This window comes from Pseudonocardia sp. UM4_GMWB1 (assembly GCF_017312155.1).
Lineage (GTDB): Bacteria > Actinomycetota > Actinomycetes > Mycobacteriales > Pseudonocardiaceae > Pseudonocardia > Pseudonocardia alni.
The window spans coordinates 4,365,163-4,385,814 of the sequence record NZ_QJPN01000001.1 but is presented as its reverse complement, the minus strand read 5'-3'; the positions used below and the strand labels follow the sequence as shown (position 1 = coordinate 4,385,814).

The following is a 20,652-nucleotide window of genomic DNA, read 5'->3' as shown; positions in this document are numbered from 1 at the left end:
GCGGCCGTGCGGGTCGCGTCGCTGAACCTCGCCTCCGGACGTGGGGCGGACGGGCGGTGCCTGACCGGCCCCGCGCTCGGGGCGGCCGTCGCCGGGGTGGGCGCCGACGTCGTCGCGGTGCAGGAGGTCGACACCGGCCAGTCCCGCTCGGCGGGTGACGACCAGCCGTCGCTGCTCGCGGCCGGGCTCGGTGCCGTGGACTGGCGCTCCGCCGCGACCATGCACGGCGAGCCGCGTCCGGACCCGCTGCCGTCGTGGACCCCGCTCGACCCCCCGGTCCTGCGCGGCCCCGGCGACCCGGCGACCGGGCCGCGCTACGGCGTCGCGCTGTTCTCCCGGCTCCCGGTGCGCCGGTGGCACGTGCTGGGGTTCGAGGCCGGACGGGGCCGGCTGCCGGTGCCGGTGCCCGCCCCCGGCGGGGGGACCCGGCTCGCCTGGTTCCCCGACGAGCCGCGCGTCGCCGTCGCCGCGGAGCTGGGGACGCTCACGGTGGTGGCGACCCACCTGTCCTTCGCCCCGCCGACGGCCGTCCGCCAGCTCCGGGCGCTGCGGCGCTGGGCGGCGGGGCTGCCCGGGCCGGTGGTCGTCGCCGGGGACCTGAACCTGCCCGGCTCGCTCCCCGCGATGGTGACCGGCGGCCGGCGGCTCGTCGACGGGCGGACGTTCCCGGCGGCGACGCCGCGTGCCCAGCTCGACCACCTGATCGCGCTCGGCCGCCTGACCGGGCGGGACCCGGCCGTGCTGCCACTCGACGTCGGTGACCACCGCGCCGTCGCCGCGACGGTCGGGCCCGGCTGAGCCCTCAGCCGTTCGCGGGCGGGTCGGCGCGCGAGCGGGTCGGCCGGCGCCGGGCCAGGACGACCCCGGTCAGCACGACGACCCCGAGCCCGGCCACCGAGACCAGGAACGGCAGCGACCCGGGGTCGGTGCCGAACGCGCCGACCGCGACCAGCGCCGTCGTGCCCGGGGTGACCCCCAGGACGGTGCCGAGGAGGTAGTGCCGGAACCGGACCGCGGTCAGCCCCCACAGCAGGTTCAGCACCGAGTACGGCAGGACCGGCGCGAGCCGGACCCCCACCACGGCCAGGACGCCGCGACGGCGCACCAGGTCGTCGACCACCGCCATCCGCTCCGCGCCCCGGCCCGAGCGGTCCACCAGCCGCAGCACCGTGTCCCGGCCCAGCCGCCGCGCCAGGGCGAACCCGACCGCCGCGCCGACGAACTTCCCGGCGAGCGTGGCGGGCAGCCCCTCGCCGAACCCGAACAGCACCCCGCCGAGCACGGCGAGCAGGCTGACCGGCACCGGGGTGAGCGACAGTCCGGCGTACAGTGCCGCCCACAGCAGCGGTCCCGCCCATCCGGTCCCGGCCAGGCCGTCGTGGAGCTGCTCCACCGAGGGCACCCCGACGGCGATCGCGACGACGACCGCGACGCCCACCAGCGCCACGAGCAGGACGGGACGCCAGAGGCGGGCGACGACGGGCCCGGTCACCGGGCTCCGGCGGGCGGTCGGGGCCCGGCAGCCCGGGGGATCTCCGGTGCGGTCGGCATCGTCGTGAGTATCCCCGCCGGGGCGCCGGCCCGCCGGGGGAGCGGACCGCACCCTGGACACCCGGTGCCGGCGACGGCTACGGTGACGGACCGGGCCGTCGACCGTGACGACCCCGGTCCAGCTCGACACATCTTCGGGCGACGCCTCCTCGGAGCCGTCGCCGTTCGGCCGTCCGGTACAGCTCAGTGCCCCGACGGCACCACGGGCCGACCGTTCCCGCAACGGGACCGGCCACCTCCCTCCTGGCGGACCCATGACCGCGCCCACGCCATCCCGTCGTCTCCTCCTCGTCCCCGAGCCCGAGCCCGCTCACGCCGGCCCGCAGGTCGAGGTCGGGTGCGGTCCCGCCGCGACCGTCGTCATCGGCGTGTCCGGCGACCTCGACCTCGCCACCGGACCCGCGGTCGAGGTGCGCGTGCTCGCCGCCGTCGACCTCGCGGCGGGTGGCCGGGTCGTACTCGACCTCAACGCCGTCCGTTTCCTCGGACTGCGCGGGGTCACGATCCTGCGCGCGGCCGCCGACCGCGCCCGTGCCCACGGGACCGCGGTCGTGGTGGTACTGGACCCGGCGGCGCCTGCGGCCCGGGCCCTGAGGCTGGTGCCCTCCCTCGGTCTCACCGTGGTCGCGGTCGACACCCCGGTGGCCGACGCGTCCTGACGGGGCGGGTGCCGGCGTCGCCGCTCCACGCCCCCGGTGCCACCGGCGGAGTCAGCGGGTCGCCGGGGCCCGCCGCGGGGCCGTCGGCGACGTGGGCAGTCGCGGTGCGGCGGGGGCGTCGAACCAGGGCTCGTCCGGAATCGACGGGTCCGGCGTCTCCCGGACCGCCGGGTCCGGGACGCCGTCGGTGGCCTGCGCCGGTCGGGTCGCGCCGAGGTAGTCGTCGCCGCGCCACCGGTACCAGGAGGTCTGCACCGGCAGCCCGAACGTCGGAGCGCTCACCATCCGGTCCTGCCCGACGAACAGTCCGACGTGGTGGACCTTGTCGACGGTGCCGTAGAAGACCAGGTCACCCGGGCGCAGCGGGGAGCCGGCGGGGACCCGCGGGCCGCGGCGGTACTGGGCGTGCGCGGTCCGTGGCAGGACGACGCCGGCCTTGCCGTAGGCGAACGCGGTCAGCCCGGAGCAGTCGAAGCCGCGGTCGCCGTTCTCCGGCCCGTTGCCGCCCCACACGAACGGCAGCCCGATCTGGCGCAGTGCGGCCTCGACCGCGGTGGCCGCACGCTGCTCGGGCGTCGCCGCCGGCCCGGCCGCGGCAACACCGCCGGTGACGAGCAGCAGGACCACGGCGACGAGCGTCGTCGCGAACGGGGACCGAAGCGGCACGGCGTTCCTCCCGGTCGCCCGCGGTCGGCGGGTGCGACGGGGCCACCGGGCGGTGACCTGCGCCGAACCTAGGGACGGGACCGCGGCGACCGGAAGCGGAAGCGATCGAGCGGGTGAACGGGGTGACCCGGTCGGTGCCGCGGTGGGTCCGGGGACCGGCGCGGGTCACCGACCGGGGCGGGTCAGCCCAGGCCCGGGATGCCCGGCATCTGCGGGAGGACCGGCGTCGAGGCGAACAGGTCCAGGTACATGCCGCCGGAGACCAGCAGCCCCAGGACGCCGAGCACCAGGCCGCCGAGGGCGACCGGCCGGACCCAGGCGCCCGCGGCGGGCCGGGCGGCCGGGCCGAGGACCAGGACGAGCCCGACGAGGACCGCGACCAGCGCGACGACGCCGTTGACCACGGCGGCGACGTCCCAGGGCGCGCCGTAGAAGGACTCGATGGTGTCGCCCGGGCTGCCGGTCGCGGCCTGGATCTGCCCGACGAGCGACTCGCGCTCGCGCAGCATGTCGCCGACGGAGGTGCCGGTCAGCGAGGCGAGACCGAGCCCCGCGGCGACGACGGCGCCCGCACCGGCGAGGCCGCCGCCGGAGGCGGTGTCGGCCGGGGGCCCGGCGGGGGTGGCGGCCGCGGTGCGCACGGGGGCGGCGCGGCCGGTGGTGGCGGAGTCGTCGGTGGCCGCGCCCGCGGTCGCGGCGGAGCCGGTCGCGGTGCCGTCGGTCGCGGTGCCGTCGGTGGCGGTGCCGTCGGTGACGGTGGAGCCCGCCGTGGTGGAGCCGGTGGCCGTCGTGCCGGTGGCCGCGCCGTCGGCGGCGTCGGTGGCGGTCGTGGCGGGGCCGTCGGCGGTCGCCCGGTCCGTCGCGACGGAGCCGGCCGCATCGTCGGTCTCCGGGGTACCGGTCGCCGTGCTGCCGTCCGTGGGCCTGCTCGTGTCGGAAGCCATGGGCCGCACCGTACGCGAGGTCAAGATCGCCGTGACGGCCCCCCACCTGGGCGGATACGCCGTCGTGTCCGTTCCGCCGGGCCCGTCACGGATGGGGGCGGTGACCGGTCGCTACCCGACGGTCGCGCCGGCTGCGGTCCGGCCGGCGGGCTCGCCGGTGCCGGCGAGCACGGTGACACCGTCCGCGGGGGACCCGGCCCCGACCCGTCGCACGGGGCCGTCGCGCAGCCCGGACAGCACGACCTCGATCCGGGCCAGCACCGCCGTGCGGGTGCGTCCGTCGACGCCGACGACGTCGACGACCACCGTGCCGAGCGCCGCCGAACCCGACGCCGCCCACTGCCCGGACCAGCCGAGCACGATGCCCGGCCCCGCGGGCGGGGACGCGGACCCGACGGAGCGGTGGTCGAACCCGAGGGTCCGCAGGACCGGGTCGGCGGTGAGGGCGTCGCGGATCCGCTGGTCGGGCGTCGTGGTCATGCGGGCCTCCCGGTGCCGACCGTCGTCGATCATGTCCGGTACCGACGGTAGGGAGCCCGTGTGCCACGGGGAATGAGGTGGAGGTTAGAAGGAGGTAAGCGATCGGCCGTCCCGGGCCGGTTCCAGCGGCAGCAGCAGGGTGACCACCGACGGCGACCGGCGGGCGGTGAGCCGTCCGCCCTCGGCCTCGGCGAGCCGCCGGGCGAGGGCGACCCCGAGGCCGCGCCGGCCGTCGCTGCCCGACAGGTCCTCCTCGGCCACCCCGGGCCCCTCGTCGGCGACGTCGACGGCCACGGCGTCCGGCCCGGCCTCCCGCGCGGTCAGCGCGACCGCGCCGGCCCCGTGCTGGACGGCGTTGTCGAGCAGGGCGGCGACGATCTGGCGGACCGCCGCGGCGGAGGCGGGCGGATCGGGCAGGGCGCCGTCGCGGGACACCGAGAACGACCGCCCGGCGCGGGACAGCCGGTCGCCCCACTCGGCCTGCGCCTCGTCGAAGAGCCGGGCGAGGTCGACCGGAACGGCGTCACGGCTGCGTTCGCGGGCGAGCAGCAGCAGCTCGTCGATGGTGCGCTCCAGCCGGTCGACCGAGGCCAGCCCGTCCTCCACGGTCGCGGGCCGCAGCAGCGCCGGGTCGTCGAGCGCGGACTCCAGCCGCAGCCGCAGCCCGGCCAGCGGCGTCCGCAGCTGGTGCGAGGCCTCCGCGGAGAACGCCCGCTCGCGGGCCAGCAGGTCGTCGAGGCGGCCTGCGGTGTGGCCGAGCGCGGACCCGACACGGTCGAGCTCCCCGATGCCGGTGGGCGCGGGACGGACCCCGAAGTCGCCCTCGCCGAGCCGGGCCGCGTCGCGGGCCATCGACTCCAGCGGCGCCGACAGGTGCGCGGCCAGGCGCATCGCGAGCGCCCACACCGCGACCAGCACCAGCCCGGCCAGCGCGACCATGCCGAGGTAGAGCGGCACGAGCGAGGACCACACCGCCGAGGCCGGGCGGGCCGCGCGCACCACCCCGACGACGTCGTCGCCGTCGGTCACCGGGGACACCGCGACGAGCTGCCCCGGCGGGGACGACGACAGACCCCGGTCCAGGACCCGGTCGACGCCCTCGTCGCCCTCCGGCGGGCCGTCGCCGGTGGTGCGGTCGCCGTCGGAGTCGTAGAGCGCGACGGCGGTGTCGTCGTCGCGGCCGTCGGGCAGCCGGGCCGGGACCCGGTCGTGGACGACGTCGTCGTAGACCGAGCGGGCGGCGAAGTCCGCGATGCGCTGCAGCGACTCGCGCTGCTGGGCGACGGTGTAGCGCTCCAGCCCGACGGCCAGCGGGACCCCGAACAGCACCAGCGTCACCCCGACCGCGACGAGGGTGAGGCGCACGATGCGGCGTCTCACCGGAGGCCCCCGGGCAGCTCCAGGCGGTACCCGTGCCCGCGCAGGGTGGTGATCAGCGGGACCCGGGGGCCGTCGTGCGCGGCGAGGTGGCGGCGCACCGCGGCCACGTGCACGTCGAGGGTCTTGGTGGAGCCGAACCAGTGCGCGTCCCACACGTCGGTCATCAGCACCTCGCGGCTCAGCGCGGTGCCCGGGTCGGTCGCGAGCCGGGCGAGCAGGTCGAACTCGCGGGTGCGCAGGACCAGCTCCCGCCCGGCGACGGTGGCGCGGCGCGCCCCGGTGTCGACGCGCAGGTCCCCGACCTCCAGCACGTCCCCGGTGCGGTCGCCGCCGGCGCGCCGCAGGTGCGCCCGGATCCGGGCGAGCAGCTCGGCCAGGCGTACCGGCTTGGTCAGGTAGTCGTCGGCGCCGGCCTCCAGTCCGAGCACCACGTCCATCTCCGCGGTCCGGGCGGTCAGCACGACCAGCACCGCGTCGGGGCGCAGCGTGCGCAGCCGACGGCACACCTCGACGCCGTCGAGGTCGGGCAGCCCGAGGTCGAGCAGGACCAGGTCGAACGGGGTGTGCCCGGCCGCCGCGAGCGCCGGGCCGCCCGCCTGCTCCCACCGGACGTCGTAGCCGTGCCCGGTCAGGCTGCCGCGCAGGACGTCACCGATCGTGCGGTCGTCCTCGACGAGCAGGATGCGGGCGTTCACCGGCCCGATCATCGTCCCTCCGGCCGGGCCGGCGCACCCCGTGCGGCCTAGGAACCGCCGTAGGGCGGCTCCCCCGTCTCCGGGACGAGCACCGGGGTGTCCTCGTCGAGGGTCTCGCCGCGGAAGAACGGCCGCAGCCGCACCGCGCAGGCCAGCATCAGCGGCACACCGAGCGCGATCATGCCGACGCCGATCACGAACACCCCGCCGACCGGACCGAAGGAGGTCTCGCCGTAGGCGGGGTCGAGCATGTCGACCGAGCTCTGCACGAACGCCCACACCATGACCACGCCGCCGAGCAGCGGCAGCAGGCCGCGCAGCAGCAGGTCGCGCGGCGAGCGGAGCAGGGTGCGCCGGAAGTACCAGACGCAGGCGAAGGCGGTGATGCCGTAGTAGAACGCCACGGCCAGGCCGAGCGAGGCGACGGTGTCGAGCAGCGCGTCGGAGCTGACCAGTCCCAGCACCAGGTAGAACACCACCGCGGACAGCCCCATGACGACGGTGGCGAACCCGGGCGTCGCGTAGCGGGGGTGGACGCTGCCGAAGCGGCGCGGGACCGCCCCGTAGACGGCCATCGCCAGCGCGCCGCGCGCGGTGGGCAGGATTGTGGTCTGGGTCGACGACGCCGCCGACACCGCGACGGTCAGCAGCAGCACCGCGGTGAGCACCGTGCCGCCCATCGGGGCGCCGAGCAGGGTGAGCACGTCCTCGGAGTGCTCGGGGTTCGCCAGGCCGATCCCGGTCGCGCCGAACCCGGCGTAGGACTGCAACGCGACGGCGACGACGACGTAGATCGCCAGCAGGATCACCGTGGCCAGCAGCGCCGCCCGGCCGGGGGTGCTCGTCGAGCCGCGGGTCTCCTCGCCGACGGCCAGACAGGCGTCCCAGCCCCAGTACACGAAGATGCACAGGATCAGCGCCTGCGCGGCGGCGGAGCCGGTGATCCCGGTCGGGTCGAACCAGCTCCAGCTCGGCAGCACGGCCTGCGGGCCGGCGTCGCCGGAGTACACGAGCCACAGCGCCCCGGCGGCCAGGACGGCGAGCACCACGATCTGGAAGACGATCAGCGCGTTCTGGAACCGCTCGGACAGCACGATCCCGCGATGGCTGACCCAGGTCATGACCAGGATGAACAGCACCCCGACGCCGACCTTGACCAGCGTGTTCTCGGCGGCGGCGACGAACCCGAGCGCGCGCAGGGTGTACACGGCGGCGATCTCGGCCACGTTGGCCAGCACGATGATCGCCGACACCGCGACGCCCCAGCCGCCCATCCACCCGACCCACGGCCCGAAGGCCTTGGTGCCCCAGGTGAACGTCGTCCCGCAGTCGGGCACCGCGCGGTTCAGCTCGCGGTAGGCGACGGCGACGAACAGCATCGGCACGAACGCGACGAGGAACATCGCGGGCGCCTTCTCGCCGACGGCGAGGACGACGTAGCCGAGCGTCGCGGCCAGGCTGTAGGCCGGCGCGGTGGCGCCGAGCCCGATGACGGTGTTGCCCCACAGACCCAGCGCTCCGGTGCGGAGACCCTTCGGGCCGGCCTCCACGAGGGGAGGCGGTGCGGCGGCGGTCAACCGCCGTTCTCGGAGGTGAGGATGGTCAGCACGGTGGTCGTTCCCCGTCTCGTCGGCTCCCGCCCGGGCCGGCGGCGGCACACAGGATGCGGCACGGGCGCGCCCGAACGGAAACAGCGGTGGCCCGTCTCACGCCGCGACCCCGCCGCGGGGGTCAGCACTGCCGGTGCGGCGTGCCCCGCACGCTGAACCAGTAGGCGCCCGCCTCGGCGCCGGAGATCCCGGTGCGGACCTCGGCGGTGGCCGGACGGCCGAAACGGCGCCGGATCGCCTTGCGGGCCGTCTTCTCGATGCGGGCGGCGAGCCGCTCCGGCTCGGAGCACCCGGACATGGTCAGCACGGCGACGAAGGCGTACCGGGCGGGTCCGCGCCGCGGCCAGGGGCCGGTGCCGTCGGCCAGGGACAGCTCGACGGTCATCGGACGCTTGCGGTGCGTGTACAGGGCACGGGTCAGCTCTGCCTCCACGACGTCCGCCTCGACGCCCGCGGGTGCCTCGACCCGGACGACCGCCATCACGGCGTTCGCCGCGGCCCCACCTGTCACCACGGTCACGGTCATGGACTCCTTCCGGGTGCGCGTCACCCCCGACGGAACGCGCATCACGGACATTCATCCCCGGTCCCGGGGGGTCTAAACAAGGACTTGACCGAAAAAGACGCCTCAGGATCACGAGAATCGCTCATCGAGTCACCCGTTCGAGCACCTCCAGGACGTGCTCGTAGTCACGCCCGGTAGCACGGCTCATGCCGAGCTCGCAGGTCCTGTTGCAGGAGGCGTGGGCGTCGGCGTCGACCCCGGCGAGCTCCCAGGCCTGCGGTGCGGTGGCCGCCGCGGTCAGCTCCGGGTGCAGCATCCCGCGGTCCCCGGCGAACCCGCAGCAGCTCCACGAGTCGGGGACGACGACGTCGTCGGCGACGGCCCCGGCCAGGCGCCGCAGCGGGTCCAGCAGGCCGAGCTGGGTGGCCGAACAGGTCGGGTGCAGCACGAGCCGGGCCAGCCGGGCGGGCACGGTGAGCGCGGGCAGGATCCGGTCGGCGGTGAATTCGACGGCGTCGAGGACCCGCAGGCCGCGGTAGCGCTCGGGCCCGGCCGCGACCATCACCCGCAGCCCCTCGGTGCACGACGACGCGTCGGACACCACCGGGAGCGCCCCGGCGCGGGTCGTCGTCCACAGCGCGGGGAGGACCCGCTCGGCCATCGCCGCGGCGCCCTCGGTGAGCCCCTTGGACTTCCACGGCGTGCCGCAGCACAGCGACCCCAGGCCGGCGGGTGCGCTCGCCCGCAGGCCCGCCCGCGCGCAGAGCCGGGCGAACGCCTCGCCCGCGCCGGTGCCCGCCGAGCCGAACATGGCGCCGGTACAGGAGGAGAACAGGACGAGGTCGGCGTCGGTGGACACGAGCCCGCCGGGGACCCGGTTCCCGCCGCCACGGGGCAGGTCGGGGCTCCACTGCGGGACCTGCTCGCGGTCGGCGACCCGGCGCAGCGCGGCCGAGACGGGTGCGGCGCCGGGTACGGCCCGCGCGACGGTGAGGGCCAGCCCGGCGGCCCGGGTGGTGGCGCCCCAGTGCTTCGCCGCGAGGGTCCAGCCCGCGCCCGCGGCGCCGTGGTCGCGTTCGCCGCGCAGCCGTCGCACCAGGTCGCCGGTGTTGATCAAGACCGGGCAGGCGGTGCCGCACATGCCGTCGACGGCGCAGGTGTCGACGCCGTCGTAGGCGTAGTCGGCCTCCAGCTCGGCGAGCAGGGCCTCGTCGCCCGCGGCCCGGGCGGCGGCCATCTCGCGGCGCAGCACGATCCGCTGCCGCGGGGTGGTGGTCAGGTCACGGCTGGGGCAGACCGGCTCGCAGAACCCGCACTCCACGCAGCGGTCCACCTCGGACTCGACTGCCGGGGCGGACTTGAGTCCGGCCAGGTGCGCGGTCGGGTCGTCGTCGAGGACGACGCCGGGGGAGAGGATCCCCTGCGGGTCGCAGAGCCGCTTGATCTCCCGCATGACCTCGTAGAGCTCGTCGCCGTACTGGCGGCGGACGAAGGGCGACATCATCCGGCCGGTGCCGTGCTCGGCCTTGAGCGTCCCGCCGTGGGCCAGCACGAGGTCGACCATGTCGTCGGTGAACCGGCCGAAGCGGTCCCGGCCGCCCGCCGTGCCCGAGTCGTCGAGGTCCTCGGTGAGCATGAAGTGGACGTTGCCGTCCTTGGCGTGCCCGAAGATCACGGCGTGGTCGTAGTCGTGCTTCGCGAACAGCGCGATCAGGCCCTCGCAGGTCGCGAGCAGGTCCGGGACGGGTACGGCGACGTCCTCCAGCAGCGCCGCGGTGCCCGGCGGGCGGGCGCCGGCGACCTTGGCGTAGAGCGCCTTGCGCAGCGTCCACAGCCCGGCCTTCGCGACCGGGTCCGCGGACAGCTCCCGCGGGCCCCGCAGCGGCAGCCCGGAGATCAGCCCGGAGGCGTCCCCGGCGAGCTGGGTGACCTCCTCGACGGTGTGCCCGCGGTACTCCACGAGGAACGCGGCGTGCTCGTCGACGGTCAGCGAACCGAGGAGGGGGACGGCGTCGACCGCAGCCCCATCGCCCTGTCCGACCCGCAGCGACGTCGCGTCCAGCAGCTCGATCGTCGCCGCGCCCGAGTCCACCAGGCCGGGCAGCGCGCGGTTGGCGGCGGCGAGGTCGTCGAACACCAGCAGCCCGGTGCGGGTGTGGGCGAGCACCGGGACGGTGCGCATGGTGATCGAGGCGAGAAACGCCAGCGTCCCCTCCGAGCCGACGAGCAGCCGGGCCAGGATCTGCACCGGGTCGTGGTGGTCGAGGAAGGAGTTCAGGCCGTAGCCCATGGTGTTCTTCAGCGAGAACTGGCGCTCGATCTCGGTGCGCAGCGCCGCGTCGCCGCGGAGCCGGTCGCGCAGCCGCGCCAGACCCGCCCACAGCCGGGGCTCGCGGGCGCGCAGCTCGTCGTCGGCGCCGGGGGCACCGGTGTCCAGCGTGGTGCCCGAGGGCAGGACGAACTCGACGGAGTCCAGCAGCGCGTAGCTGTTCGCGGCGGTGCCGCAGGCCATGCCCGAGGAGTTGTTCGCGACGACCCCGCCGAGGGTGCAGGCGACCTCGCTGGCCGGGTCCGGGCCGAGCATCCGGCCGTACCGGGCCAGGCGGGTGTTGACCGAGCGCACCGTCGCGCCCGGCCCGACCCGCACCCGGGCGCCGTCGCCCTCGATCTCGATGCCGCGGAAGTGGCGGCGGACGTCGACGAGGATGCCGTCGGTGACGGCCTGGCCGGACAGGCTCGTCCCGCCGGAGCGGAAGGTCACCGGCACCCCGCCCGCGGCGCGGAACAGCGCGGCGACCTCGGCGGCGCTCGATGCCGTCACCACCGCGGCCGGGGTGCGGGCGAAGTGCGACGCGTCGTGCGCCATCCGGAGCCGGTCGATCGCCCGGGTGGCGACGGCGGCGGGCCGGACCGCGGCGGCGAGCCGGTCGTGCAGGGCGTGCAGGGCCGGGCGGCCTGCCGGGTCGGTGGGCGGTGTCTCCGCGGGCGATCCGGTGAGGGTCACGGTGGTGCTCCTGGCGTGTGGTGGGACGCGCGTGCACCCACCCTGCCCCAGGGTCAGCCCCGTGCCGAGGGGAAGTTCGGGGGACGCTTCTCGCGCAGCGCGGCGGCGCCCTCCACCACGTCGGGGCCCATGAAGGTCAACATCTCGTAGGCGGCGGACTGCTCGAAGGCCGGTCCGGCGCTGCGCAGCCACGAGTTCAGCGCCCGCTTGGTGAGCCGGATGGCCTGCTGGGAGCCGGTGCCCAGGGCGTGCGCGACCCGCAGCGCCTCGTCGAGGACCTGCTCGCGCGGCACCGCCTTGGCGACCATCCCGAGCCGCTCGGCCTCGGCGCCGGTGACCATCTCGCCGGTCAGCAGGTAGTAGCGGGCCTTCGCCATCCCGGCCAGCAGCGGCCAGATGATCGCGGCGTGGTCCCCGGCGGCGACGCCGAGCTTCACGTGGCCGTCGCCCAGCTTCGCGTCCTCGGCGGCGATCGCGATGTCGGCGAGCAGCGCGACGACCACCCCGGCGCCGACGGCGACCCCGTTGATCGCCGACACGACCGGCTTCTCGCAGTCGATGATGTTCCAGACCAGGTCGGACATCTCCCGGAGCATGTGGGCGACGCGCTCGTGGTCGCCGGCCATCCGCTCGACCATGCCGAGGTCCCCGCCCGCGGAGAACGCCCTCCCGGCCCCGGTGATCACCGCGACCCGGGTGGCGGCGTCGGACGACACGTCCCGCCAGACCCGCGCGAGCTCGCCGTGCAGGACCTCGTCGGCGGCGTTGTACTTGGCCGGGTTGTCGATGGTGATGAGCAGGACGCCGTCGTCGCGGCGCTCGAACCGCAGCTGGGTGTAGGTGCTCGGGTCGAGGGTCATGGGGGTCCTCCCGGGGGCTGCGGTCAGAGCATGGACAGGCCGCCGCTGACGCTGACGGTCTGCCCGGTGAGGTAGTCGGCGTCGGGGGAGGCGAGGAAGGCGACGGTGGCGGCGACGTCCTCGGGGCGGGCCAGGCGGCGGAACGGGATCGCCTTCACCAGGGCGTCGCGCAGCCGGTCGTTCCCCTCGACGACGTCGGCGAACAGCGCGGTGTCGGTGGGCCCGGGGCACACGCAGTTGACGTTGACACCGTGCCGGGCGACCTCGCGGGCGAGGGTCTTGGTGAACGCGATGACCCCGCCCTTGGCGGCGGAGTAGACCGCCTCGCCGCTGGACCCGACGCGGCCCGCCTCGGAGGCGAGGTTCACCACCGTCCCGGACCCCTGCGCGATCAGGTGCGGGACGACGGCGTGCGCGGTGTGCAGCACCCCGAACAGGTTGATCCGCACGATCCGGTCCCAGTCGGCCGGGTCGGAGTCGACGAACGCGCCGACCTTGTCCCAGCCGGCGTTGTTGATCAGCACGTCGATCCGGCCGAGGTCGCCGCGGACCCGCTCGACGGTGTCGCGCACGGCGTCGGGGTCGGCGACGTCGAGGGCGTACGCGGTCCCGGCCCCGCCCAGCTCCGCGGCGGTCGCGGCGGCGGTGTCGCCGTCGAGGTCGGTCACCGCGACCCGGGCGCCCTCCCCGGCGAGCCGCAGTGCGGTGGCGCGGCCGATGCCGCGCCCGGCCCCGGTGACGAGCACCGTCCGGTCGTCCATCCTGCCCACGGGCCGGTCCACCTCCTGGTCGCCGACACCGGTGTCGGACCCCGCCCACGATGACGACACCGGCCCCCTTGGTCAATCTTCGCCGGCGGGTCCGTGACGCCGGGCCGGGTCAGCGCACCACGGGCAGCGGGCCGGAGGGCCGGTCGAAGAACAGCGGGAGGGTCTCCTCGCGCGGGTCGGGGGTCCGGGGGAGGACCCCGGTCGTGGGCTCGGCGTCCCGGCGCGGACGACGCATCCGCGGGAGGACGCCGGTCGGTGGCTCGGGCTCCTCGGACGGCGGGCGCATCCGCGGCAGGACGCCCGTGGGCGGCTCGGGTCCGTCGGCGGGGTCCCCGGCGGGCCGCACGGCGGGACCGGCGGTGGGACCGGCGGTGGGCCCCGCGGCCGGTCGCACGGCGGGACCATCGGTGGTCGCCGTGGTGGGTGCCGTGACGTGTCCCGCGGAGTCGGCCGCGGCGCGGCAGTCGGTGAGCAGCTCCCGCACGTCGTCGGTCACCGCGTGCCCGGCGCCGAGCACCCGCTCGGCGATCTCGAGCGTGGCGGCGAGCAGGCCGGCCGCGCCGCGCAGGTCGCCGGTGTCGGCACGGGCGAGCGCCAGCGCGGCCCGGGACGCGATCGTGCAGGGGTGGGTCCCGCCGAGCACCCGCGCCCGCCGGGTGATCACGTCCTCGTGCCGGCGGACCGCCTCCTCGGCGTCGCCGGTCACCCGGTGGGCCGCGGCCAGGGCGTCGGCGGCCGCGAGCGACGCCGGGTGGTCCGGGCCCAGCAGCGCCTCGCGGGCAGCGAGGTTGCGGGTGGCGATCTCCAGCCCGCCGGTACGGTCGTAGCCCAGCAGCAGCGCGACGGCGAGGCTCCCCTCGGCGACGAGCGTGTCGGCGTCGTCCGGGCCGAGGTCGCGACGGGCGGTGGTGAGGACCTGCTGGACGCGACGGGTCGCGTCCAGCAGCGCGGGCATGTCGCCGCTGCGTCCCGCGGCGCGCACGTCGGTCGCGGCGCGGTCGTGACGGGAGCGCAGGGCCTCGCGCAGAGGGTCGGCGGTCGTCGACCGCTCCGCACCGTGGTGCGGGACGGTCACTCGCCGGTCGGCCACGGACACCCGACCTCCCCTCCTCACCGCGACGAACCGTCCGGACTCACCCGGACGGCCCACTGAGTCGTGACCGAACGTACCTGTAACCGGCGGTATCGCGCGCTCCGAACGAGCATCCGACGCGAAGGCCACCCTTACCGATCACTGTGCGTCGCAGGAGGCGTACCGACGGTCCGAGGTCGGCGGGCCCGTCCGGACGGGGTCACCCGGCCGTGCGGTCCACGCCCCCGGACGGGTGCACGTCCGTCGCGGGGCCTGGAGTGCGGTGTCCGGGGGCTCGACAATCGCGCGCACGCCGTGCGGAGAGGGGGCCTCGTGTCGGGGCAGGGGGACGCCGACCACACCGATGGTGAGGTCGCGGACGACGCAGGGGCGGTGAGGCGTCGAGACACCGGCGCCGACCCCGCCACCGGAGACCCAGCGGGACGGCCCGCGCGCCGACCGTCCCGGCCGCCGCCTCCGCGGCCCCCGCTGCGGCCGACCTCGCCGTTCCTGGGGGTGGCGCCACCCGTCGCACCGCCCGCGGACGAGCCCGGTCCTCCGGGCACCGAGGCCTTCGGGGCGGGAGGGACGCGACCCCGGGCGGTGCCCGGTGCTCCGGCCCCTGCCGACCCGGTGTCCGCGGCCCCGGGCGCCGCAACGCCGGCCCCGGCAACCCCGGACCCGGCGACCTTCGCTTCGGCAGGCCCGGCGCCGGACGCCGCAGCGCCGGACGCCCTCGCACCCGACGCCGACGACCCGGCGTCCGCGCATCCGATGTCCGCAGTGCCGACGCCGGCCCGCCCGGCCACCGCGCCGGGGTCCGTCGACCCGGGCCCGCAGGCGCCGGATCCGGACGTGGAGCACCCGGGTGCCCCACCGTCGGGTGCCGTCGTGCCGGACGGTGCGCCCCCGGGCGTCGCGACGACGGATCCCCCGGTGCCGGGCAGCGGTTCCCCCACGGCGGACAGCCGGCCGACGGCGCCGGACAGCGGCTCCACCGGATCGGGCAGCGGCTCCACGGGACCGGGCAGCGGCTCCACCGGATCGGGCGGCGGTTCCACGGGACCGGACAGCGGGACGACGGTGCCCGCCGACCCGGACCCGATCCCGTCGACCGGGAGCGAGGCATCGGCGGCCGCCGCGCCGGACAGCACCGGGACGGGCGCGACCGTGGCGACGGCCGTCCCACCTCCCGACGCGATCCCGCCCCGGCCACCCACGACCGACCCCGACCCGACCCTGCACGGTGTCCCCGCGGTCACGCCGCGCCCGATCCCCCGGCTCACGGCCGTGGTGCTGGTCGGGTCGCTGCTCGCGGCCGCCGGCGCGGCCGCGGGCGCGGTCGCGCTGGCCTCCCGGCAGAGCGACGGCGCAGGCTGGCCCGGCACGACCGACCCGACCGCGGTGACCCGCCCGGACGGGGTGACCGCCGGCCTCCCGGGGGCCCCGGCTCCTCTCGTCCCGGTGCCCGAGGGCTCCTCCGGGGCCGGGGAGCGCGACCGGGCCGTGTCGCCGGAGCCGCGCCGGACCGACCCGGACACCGACCGCGCGTCCCGCCCGGGCCCGTCCGCGGGGCCGGGGGAGCGGCGGGCCGATCCCACGGCACCGCGCCCGGCGCCGGGCGTCGGCCGTACCCCGGCGGCACCCGCCGCTCCGCAGGCACCGGATGCACCGGCCCCGGGCGGCCCTGCGGCCCCGGGCGGCCCGGGTAGCCCGGTCGCTCCGGCGCCCGGCGGTTCCGGGACCGTCCCGGCAGAGCCCGGCGCCCCGGCCGGGGGTGCGCCCCCGGGGTCGCCCGGCACCCCACCGGGCGGTTCGGACCCGGGCGGGCCCGTCACACCCGGTGCGGGCACGAGCCCGTCGGACCCCGGCGGCTCCGGCGCGGGTCAGCCCTCCGACGGCGGCGCGGGACCCGGCACCGCGCCGGGTCCCGAGCCCACGGCGGGATCCGGTCCCACCTCGGGTCCGGGCACCGCACCGGGATCGGGGTCGGGATCCGGCCCGGGTACCGGGAACGGTGCCCCGGACGCGACCGGCACCGGGCCGGACGAGGGCGCGGGCAGCGGCGGCCCGTCGACCGGCACCCCGCAGGCGGGCAACGTCGACAGCCGCGGCAGGGACGGCGGCGGCAGGGACGGCGACAACAGGACCGGCGGCGGCGTCGACAGCGGCAGCACCGGCGGCCGCGGCACCACGACCCCATCAGGATCCTGAGTCCGGAGGGCCGACGGACGTGCGGCGGCGGGCGACTCGGCCCGCCGCCGGCACTTGTTCCCGCGGGACGGCGGTGTGCCCGCGGCGGTGCGCAGGGCCTGCCGGTGCAGCCGGCGCACAGTGACCGGGCGCGACGACCATCACGGAGGAGGGGTCGCCCACGAGGGCGGCCCTAGGACCGTGGTCGGACAGCGCAGATCGTTCCCCGCTCCGACGCGCCCGGGGCGCCCCGGCCCGCACCGTTGCGGCATGACTACGACAGACCGGGCCCCCGTCCCACCGTCGGCGCCACCTGCCGGACCGGGCAGCGGGTCGTGGCCGCGCGGCCGGCACCGTCCCGGGCGCGCCCGGGTGGCCGGTGTCGACGCCGCCCGCGGCCTCGCCGTGCTCGGCATGATCGTCGCGCACGTCGCCGTCGCCGCGGGGTCGTCCTGGCCGGTCCAGGCGGTGAACGGGCGCGCGGCGGTGCTGTTCGCGGTGCTCGGCGGGGTGTCGCTGGCCCTGATGGCCGCGCCCGTCCTCGCCGCGCCGACCGCGCGGAACCGGGTGTGGCTGCGCCGCCGGATCGCGGTCCGCGGACTGCTCCTGGTGGTCCTCGGGCTGCTCCTGGCCGAGATCAGCAGCGGGCCGATGGTCATCCTCGTCGTCTACGGGGTGCTGTTCTGGCTGCTCCTGCCGGTGCTGTTCGCCCCGGCCCGGGCGCTGGCGGTCGCCGCCGCGGTCTGGGCGGTCGCCGGGCCGCTGCTGTCATGGGTGCTGCGCGCCCGGTTCGGGTCACCGACCGACGCCGGCGGGCAGACGGTGCTCGGCGCGACCGTGCACCTGTCCGACCTCACCTCGGCCGCCGGGCTCGTGCACGCGCTCGACACGGTGCTGCTCAGCGGCGCCTACCCGGTCCTGACCTGGATGCCGTTCCTGCTGCTCGGGGTGGCGGTCGGCAGGCTCGACCTGCGTACGGCTGGCACCCGGCTGCTCGCCGGCGGGGCCGCCGGCGCGGTGCTCGGCTACGGCGGGTCCTGGCTGGCGCTGGACGTCCTGGGCGGCCGCGACGCGCTCCTCGCGTCGGTCGCGCCCGTCGCCGACCGGCTCGGTGTCCCCGCCGAGCTCGCGCTGCAGCTGCTCGGCGGCAGCGCCCTGGGCACGGTCGCCACCACCACGCCCGCCTGGCTGCTCGCCGCGACCCCGCACAGCGGCAGCCCGTTCGACGTCGTCGGTGCCGCCGGGGTCGCGGTCGCCGTGCTCGGCCTGTGCCTGCTCGCCGCCCGGTACGGGGGCCGTCTGCTCGCCCCGCTCACGGTGACCGGCGCGCTCGCGCTGACCCTCTACGCCGGGCACATCGCGCTGCTCGCCTCGCTCGGCGAGTGGCCGCAGACCGCGCCGTGGGCGGCGACGGCGCTGGTCGCGGGCCTGGCCGTGGCCTCCGCGTGGGCCTGGCGCGGGCTCGTCGGGCGCGGTCCGCTGGAGGCACTGGTGCACAGCGTCTCCGTGCGCGCGGCCGGTTCTCCGCCCACGGTCGGAGACCGGGGATCGGACCCCGCTCCGATGCCCGGCGGGTCCGCCGCGCGGGAGGCTCGGGACATGCAGAACGGCACGACGGGCCGCGCGCCCGACACGATCGGGTACCGGGGATCATCGGACCCGGCGCGGGAGGAGGCACGATGAGCATCGCGACCCGGATGCGGGACTCCCTGCGTCGCCTGCCCGCACTCCGGTCGAGCCCGTCGGAGGCACCCACGCTGGTCGAGCGGGCCGTGGCCCTCGGGCGGCGCAACCCCGTCGTCGTCGACGCCGTGCTGGCCGCGCTGCTCATCTGGGTCGCGGTCAGCTGGACCCTCGAGGGCAAGGGTGTCCGCTCGGACATGCGGATCGAGGCGCTCGTCGTCTCGGTGCTGGCGGCACTTCCGGTGCCGCTGCGCCGCGTGTACCCGATGCCCGCCGCGATCGCGACCGCGGTCGTCGCACTGGTCTGCTCCTTCGCGCTGCCCGGCACGATGGCCGCGTTCCTGCTGCCGTCGCTGGTCATGGGGTACTCGGCCGTGGCCTACGGGCCCCGCTGGGCCGGCTGGCTGGCGCTGGTCGTGCTCACGGTCGGGGTGTTCGGACCGTTCGTGGCGCGCGGTCCCGCGGCGCTGTTCGCCTCCCCGGACATGACCCCGCTGGTGGTACTGGCCCTGTTCGGCGCGATGGCGACGGTCCCGCTGCTGGTGTGGCTGCTCGGGTCGCTGCGCCGTGCCGCCCACCGCCGCACCCTGGACCTGCGCGAACGCAACCGGCTGCTGCAGGAGGCCCGCCGCCAGGAGGTCCGCCTCGAGCTGCTGGCCGAGCGGTCGCGGATCTCCCGCGAGGTGCACGACGTCGTCGCCCACTCGTTGTCCGGGATCATCGCCCAGGCCGACGGCGGCCAGTTCGCCGCGCAGCGCGACCCGGCGAAGGCCGTCGAGGTGCTCTCCGGCATCGCGTCGACGGGCCGGTCCGCGCTGTCCGACGTCCGCGGGCTGCTGTCGATGCTGCGCGACACCGGCCCGGACGACGACACCGACACCGACCCGGCGCGTCCGCAGCCCGGCGCCGGCGACGTCCCCGCACTCGTCGAGCAGGTCCGCACCGGCGGGCTGCCGGTCGACCTGCGGACCATCGGCACCCCGCGGGAGCTCCCGACCGGTCCCGGCCTGACCGTCTACCGGATCGTGCAGGAATCGCTGACCAACGTCATCAAGCACGCCGGGCCCGGCGTGCCCACCCACGTCGACCTGCGGTGGACCACCGACGAGCTGACCGTGCGCGTCCACGACGAGGGAGCCCGCGGCCCCGTCCCCACCCCACCGCGCGGCGGCCACGGCCTGACCGGCATGCGGGAGCGCGCCGCCCTGCACGGCGGCTCGGTCGAGGCCGGTCCACACGCCGACGGCGGCTGGACGGTCCGGCTGCGCCTGCCCCTCACACCCCCGGCTCGAGGAGAACGGTGAATCCCGTACGACTGATGCTCGTCGACGACCAGGAGCTGGTCCGCACCGGCTTCGCGATGGTGCTCGACTCGTGTGACGATCTCGCCGTCGTCGTCCAGGCCGGTGACGGCGAGGCCGCGCTCGCCGAGCTGGACCGCACCGAGGTCGACGTCGTGCTGATGGACGTACGGATGCCCCGCCTCGACGGCATCGCCGCCACCCGCCGGGTCGTGGCCGAGCACCCGGGGGTGCGGGTCCTGGTGCTCACCACCTTCGACCTCGACGAGTCCGTCACCGAGGCCATCGCCGCCGGTGCCAGCGGCTTCCTGCTCAAGGACGTGTCCCCGCAGGACCTGATCGAGGCCGTCCGCACCGTGCACCGCGGCGACTCGGTCGTCGACCCCGTCTCCACCCGGCGGCTGCTGCGCGCCACCCGGCCGCTGCTCACCGCACCCGAGCCGGCCGCCGCGGAGCCGTCGGTGGACGCCGTCGCCGCGCTCGCCGACCTGACCCCGCGGGAGCGGGAGGTGCTCGTGCTCGTCGGCAACGGCCGGTCCAACGCCGAGATCCGGGCCGACCTCGTCGTCTCCGAGGCGACGGTGAAGACCCACATCGGACACCTGCTCGCCAAGACGCAGTCGCGTGACCGGGTACAGCTCGTCGCACTGGCGTTCCGGGCCGGCCTGGTCAGCTGAGCGGCGTGGTGAAGCCGGGGTGGTCGCGCAGGTTGACCTGGTCGCAGGTCAGCGCGAACGCGTCGACCTCCTCCGCCGACGGCGGGGTCGCCCGCGCCGCGAACTCCGCCAGCCCCCGGAAGTAGCGCTCCCGCGGTGCGCCGGGCACGAACAGGATGAGGAACCGCGCGTCGCTGTCCGGGCCGGTGCGGAACGCGTGCACCCCCCGGTGCGGGACGTGCACCAGGTCGCCCGGCCCGGCTTCGGTCCAGGTGTCGCCGGTCATGACCCGCAGTGCACCGTCGAGGACGTAGAAGCTCTCGGTGAACCCGGTGTGCAGGTGCGGCAGCGCACCGGGGGAATCCGCCGGGATCCACGACTCGAACAGCCCGAACCCGCCACCGACCTCCGCGCCGGGTGCGGCGAACCGGGTCCACGAGCCGGTCGGGGAGGTCACGGCGCGTTCGGTGGTCGTGGCGGGGCGCCACACCGCGCCGGGCTCGGGGAAGCTCACGCACCGAACGTAGCGGTCCGGCGACCGGGCGTCCCGGCGCGGCGGCCGGTCGCCACCCGCGCGGGCCGTGGGGGAGCACCGGGGCGGCGAGGGCCCCTCGGTATCGTCG

19 protein-coding genes are annotated in these 20,652 nt (G+C 76.8%); 6 read left to right on the top strand and 13 right to left on the bottom strand.

Annotation, left to right across the window (positions count from 1 at the left end; all coding sequences use genetic code 11):
• Positions 1-6 precede the first annotated feature (6 nt).
• Positions 7-798 carry an endonuclease/exonuclease/phosphatase family protein gene (locus DMP15_RS20380; protein ID WP_100880215.1) on the top strand — a complete coding sequence of 264 codons (792 nt, stop codon included), beginning with the start codon at positions 7-9 and terminating at the stop codon, positions 796-798.
• Positions 799-802: 4 nt separating this feature from the next.
• On the opposite strand, the gene DMP15_RS20375 is transcribed toward DMP15_RS20380, so the two are convergent.
• The gene (locus DMP15_RS20375) at positions 803-1,492 is read right to left on the bottom strand and encodes a TVP38/TMEM64 family protein (RefSeq protein ID WP_157818530.1); all 690 of its coding nucleotides are present in this window, start codon (positions 1,490-1,492) and stop codon (positions 803-805) included.
• Positions 1,493-1,805: 313 nt separating this feature from the next.
• Between DMP15_RS20375 and DMP15_RS20370 the strand changes: the two genes are divergently transcribed.
• Positions 1,806-2,210: an STAS domain-containing protein gene (locus tag DMP15_RS20370; RefSeq protein WP_073573947.1), complete on the top strand. Its 405-nt coding sequence runs from the start codon at positions 1,806-1,808 to the stop codon at positions 2,208-2,210.
• Positions 2,211-2,261: 51 nt separating this feature from the next.
• Here the strand turns inward: DMP15_RS20370 and DMP15_RS20365 are convergent, their stop codons facing one another.
• The 11 genes from DMP15_RS20365 to DMP15_RS20315 form a co-directional block, all read right to left on the bottom strand.
• A complete protein-coding gene (locus DMP15_RS20365; RefSeq protein ID WP_073573946.1) occupies positions 2,262-2,876 on the bottom strand; it encodes a C40 family peptidase in 615 nt (204 codons plus the stop codon).
• 182 nt (positions 2,877-3,058) lie between these two features.
• Positions 3,059-3,820, bottom strand: a complete 762-nt coding sequence (locus DMP15_RS20360) for a hypothetical protein (RefSeq protein ID WP_157818531.1) — start codon at positions 3,818-3,820, stop codon at positions 3,059-3,061.
• 111 nt (positions 3,821-3,931) lie between these two features.
• Positions 3,932-4,300 (bottom strand): hypothetical protein, encoded by a 369-nt coding sequence (locus tag DMP15_RS20355; RefSeq protein ID WP_139282673.1) that lies wholly within the window; start codon positions 4,298-4,300, stop codon positions 3,932-3,934.
• An 84-nt stretch (positions 4,301-4,384) separates the two neighbouring features.
• Positions 4,385-5,680: a sensor histidine kinase gene (locus DMP15_RS20350; protein WP_100880217.1), complete on the bottom strand. Its 1,296-nt coding sequence runs from the start codon at positions 5,678-5,680 to the stop codon at positions 4,385-4,387.
• Entirely contained in the window at positions 5,677-6,375 is a 699-nt protein-coding gene (locus DMP15_RS20345) for a response regulator transcription factor (protein ID WP_374210246.1), read from the bottom strand. The genes DMP15_RS20350 and DMP15_RS20345 overlap by 4 nt, the downstream gene beginning before the upstream one ends.
• A gap of 47 nt (positions 6,376-6,422) precedes the next feature.
• Positions 6,423-7,925 carry an APC family permease gene (locus DMP15_RS20340; protein ID WP_301549194.1) on the bottom strand — a complete coding sequence of 501 codons (1,503 nt, stop codon included), beginning with the start codon at positions 7,923-7,925 and terminating at the stop codon, positions 6,423-6,425.
• A 181-nt stretch (positions 7,926-8,106) separates the two neighbouring features.
• On the bottom strand, positions 8,107-8,511 hold the full coding sequence (locus DMP15_RS20335) for a hypothetical protein (protein ID WP_073573941.1): 405 nt from the start codon (positions 8,509-8,511) through the stop codon (positions 8,107-8,109).
• 121 nt (positions 8,512-8,632) lie between these two features.
• Complete coding sequence (locus DMP15_RS20330; RefSeq protein WP_337826309.1) at positions 8,633-11,494, bottom strand: FAD-binding and (Fe-S)-binding domain-containing protein; 2,862 nt, start codon at positions 11,492-11,494, stop codon at positions 8,633-8,635.
• A gap of 53 nt (positions 11,495-11,547) precedes the next feature.
• Complete coding sequence (locus DMP15_RS20325) at positions 11,548-12,354, bottom strand: enoyl-CoA hydratase/isomerase family protein (RefSeq protein WP_100880219.1); 807 nt, start codon at positions 12,352-12,354, stop codon at positions 11,548-11,550.
• A 23-nt stretch (positions 12,355-12,377) separates the two neighbouring features.
• A complete protein-coding gene (locus tag DMP15_RS20320) occupies positions 12,378-13,115 on the bottom strand; it encodes an SDR family NAD(P)-dependent oxidoreductase (RefSeq protein ID WP_100880943.1) in 738 nt (245 codons plus the stop codon).
• Between the two features lie 118 nt (positions 13,116-13,233).
• A complete protein-coding gene (locus DMP15_RS20315) occupies positions 13,234-14,214 on the bottom strand; it encodes a tetratricopeptide repeat protein (protein ID WP_337826308.1) in 981 nt (326 codons plus the stop codon).
• A gap of 1,065 nt (positions 14,215-15,279) precedes the next feature.
• Here DMP15_RS20315 and DMP15_RS20310 point away from each other — a divergent pair.
• The 4 genes from DMP15_RS20310 (at position 15,280) to DMP15_RS20295 (ending at position 20,050) form a co-directional block, all read left to right on the top strand.
• The gene (locus DMP15_RS20310) at positions 15,280-16,410 is read left to right on the top strand and encodes a hypothetical protein (RefSeq protein WP_139282671.1); all 1,131 of its coding nucleotides are present in this window, start codon (positions 15,280-15,282) and stop codon (positions 16,408-16,410) included.
• 249 nt (positions 16,411-16,659) lie between these two features.
• Positions 16,660-18,072, top strand: coding sequence for a heparan-alpha-glucosaminide N-acetyltransferase domain-containing protein (locus tag DMP15_RS20305; protein ID WP_139282670.1), 1,413 nt, complete (start codon positions 16,660-16,662; stop codon positions 18,070-18,072).
• The gene (locus DMP15_RS20300; protein ID WP_202417238.1) at positions 18,069-19,376 is read left to right on the top strand and encodes a sensor histidine kinase; all 1,308 of its coding nucleotides are present in this window, start codon (positions 18,069-18,071) and stop codon (positions 19,374-19,376) included. The genes DMP15_RS20305 and DMP15_RS20300 overlap by 4 nt, the downstream gene beginning before the upstream one ends.
• Positions 19,373-20,050, top strand: a complete 678-nt coding sequence (locus DMP15_RS20295) for a response regulator transcription factor (RefSeq protein WP_304580018.1) — start codon at positions 19,373-19,375, stop codon at positions 20,048-20,050. Before DMP15_RS20300 ends, DMP15_RS20295 begins: the two co-directional genes overlap by 4 nt.
• Here DMP15_RS20295 and DMP15_RS20290 read toward each other — a convergent pair.
• The gene (locus DMP15_RS20290) at positions 20,043-20,543 is read right to left on the bottom strand and encodes a cupin domain-containing protein (protein ID WP_073573935.1); all 501 of its coding nucleotides are present in this window, start codon (positions 20,541-20,543) and stop codon (positions 20,043-20,045) included. The genes DMP15_RS20295 and DMP15_RS20290 overlap by 8 nt on opposite strands.
• Positions 20,544-20,652 lie beyond the last annotated feature (109 nt).